General features: G+C 30.6%; 5 protein-coding genes. All 5 read right to left on the bottom strand.

Features of this window, described 5'->3' with window-relative positions; translation table 11 throughout:
• Positions 1 to 312: hypothetical protein (locus G561_RS14835; protein ID WP_037032609.1), on the bottom strand; the 312-nt coding region annotated here is incomplete at its 3' end.
• A 2-nt stretch (positions 313 to 314) separates the two neighbouring features.
• The gene (locus G561_RS0113440) at positions 315 to 497 is read right to left on the bottom strand and encodes a hypothetical protein (protein WP_028859989.1); all 183 of its coding nucleotides are present in this window, start codon (positions 495 to 497) and stop codon (positions 315 to 317) included.
• Between the two features lie 148 nt (positions 498 to 645).
• On the bottom strand, positions 646 to 1020 hold the full coding sequence (locus G561_RS0113445) for a hypothetical protein (RefSeq protein ID WP_028859990.1): 375 nt from the start codon (positions 1018 to 1020) through the stop codon (positions 646 to 648).
• Between the two features lie 448 nt (positions 1021 to 1468).
• Complete coding sequence (locus tag G561_RS15680) at positions 1469 to 1603, bottom strand: hypothetical protein (RefSeq protein WP_255210313.1); 135 nt, start codon at positions 1601 to 1603, stop codon at positions 1469 to 1471.
• Positions 1600 to 1764, bottom strand: a complete 165-nt coding sequence (locus G561_RS15750) for a contact-dependent growth inhibition system immunity protein (RefSeq protein ID WP_162165213.1) — start codon at positions 1762 to 1764, stop codon at positions 1600 to 1602. Before G561_RS15750 ends, G561_RS15680 begins: the two co-directional genes overlap by 4 nt.
• Between the last annotated feature and the right edge of the window lie 164 nt (positions 1765 to 1928).

Genomic DNA, 1928 nt, shown 5'->3' on the forward strand with positions numbered 1-1928 from the left:
TCCATTGAAAGCAACTTCTGTATTAAGCTCCTTCGACAAGTATCTATAAAACTCTTTTAAGATTGTTATGTCATCAAAGCTTGAATATCCACTAATGAAAGTTTTGTGGTTATCACCAGTATTGTTGTAATCACATCTATTATCTACTACGTCAATGGCTATCATTTTGTCTTCAATAGAAGCATTATCAAGTAGATCCCAAAATACGTCTTGACTAACAAGCGTTATCATATTTTTAAAATACTTATTAAACTCCGCTGAGATACGTTCTTCTGAGCAATAATCTTCAGTGCTAAACTCAAATAAATTCATTTTTATCTATTCCATGTATTGTATAACTCAATTAATTTTCTCTTACTGGCAGTTTTAGTATTCTTCCTAATATCTTTTAGCTCTTCAATAATATGGGTTCTACCATCATGAGTAAACACTCTAGCATCGATATTGGCATCGACACCAACTCCTGCGGTTTGTTGATCAGGGAACTTATGTGGCATTAATAAAAAATGAGCTTATATATCGACGTAATTGTAAGACTCAATTTGTGGCTATCAATAGTATCAAGCAATATGTTGAATGAGATTATAATCAGGTAAGGCCAAGTCCTTTTATTAGTTCAGTTCAAGTATAACTTAACTTTAATTATCAGTTATTGGTTAAGAAATCTCTTTGTTCTTTAGAAATTAATTTAGATAAATAAAGGTCATGTAACAAGTCATTCTTATCACTAGTATCAATTTGTCTGATTATTTCTTTAAAATAGCTTGAATTGATTACCTGTGATAGTCCTTTATTTAATACTTTAGATAAATCTTTAGTAAACTCAAAGTCGCTACAGAGTACATACAAGACAAAATCCACTATAAAATTTTCAACTTCGTTAAAGCCACTTTCAAAGTTATAAGATACGTAACCTAAAGCCTCTTCATAAGTTAAATTAACTTTGGGCTTATTTGCTAAACATAAGAAAAAATCATCTAAGACATTAATTCTAAAATCAAGATAGCTAACTTTAGTCACAGCTTAACTCCTCTATATTATTTTTGTAGCTTAATTTTATTTCGATCTAAAACAGTTTGACTGATAATGATTGTTTTTGCATTACTGTGCTTATCCAGTAGCTTAATTTTAGCTTCTAAAATAGAGACTTTATGCTAGCCTTGACCATTTATACAAAATGAGTGTTCTTCAGTTGTTTTAAAGATTAGTCTAAATCAATAAAAAAGCTACGATAATTTTTATCGTAGCTTCAAATGGTAATCAAACTGAAGTTAGGTACTTATAAACAATTAACTAAAAATCTTGCTCAAAGCTTACTTTTATTTTAGGTATACACACAACTTTAGTCTTCTTCAATTTCATGCTCGCCGTATTCATGTAGTCCATTTAAAAACCTATCAAGACTCGAAGATAAATAACGAATAAGGGCCGGTTTTTATCAACTATCTTTCATTGACCTAAGTTTTTACTATTCTCTGCTCAGTTCCGACAAAATGATGTGAGCATCTTCAAACCACTCTTTTTCACTGCTATAACCTTCTAACAATGGGTCAAAGTCTAAGTGATTTTCTTCAAAAATATTTTGAGATAAATTATTTTTCAATATGTACTCAATATGTATTCAATATCAGCAATTAAATTATGTAATATTCTCGAATTCTCTTTTGTAGCAAAATAAAGCAATACATCTTTAGGTTGAGCAAATTCTGACTGCCAATCTTGATAAAAATAACATTCCATGATGTACGTAAATGTTTTAAGCATTAGATACTCAGTAATTATGATGGAGGGTATGAAGTGATAAATACAAGTCCTTTAGGTACTGAAGGCTCTCCCCCTGTGTCAGGATAGTTGTCACCCCTAACAATCAAGTAAAAGGGGGTAACAAGGAACAAAGATGTCCAGATACAGTGAAGAGAGAAAACAAG

This window comes from Psychrobacter phenylpyruvicus DSM 7000 = NBRC 102152, from assembly GCF_000685805.1.
Taxonomy (GTDB): Bacteria; Pseudomonadota; Gammaproteobacteria; order Pseudomonadales; family Moraxellaceae; genus Psychrobacter; species Psychrobacter phenylpyruvicus.

Excerpts from the sequence above, each read along its gene's own strand:
- G561_RS0113440 (WP_028859989.1), bottom strand. The coding sequence starts at position 497 with ATGCCACATAAGTTCCCTGATCAACAAACCGCAGGAGTTGGTGTCGAT.
- G561_RS15750 (WP_162165213.1), bottom strand. The coding sequence starts at position 1,764 with ATGCTTAAAACATTTACGTACATCATGGAATGTTATTTTTATCAAGAT.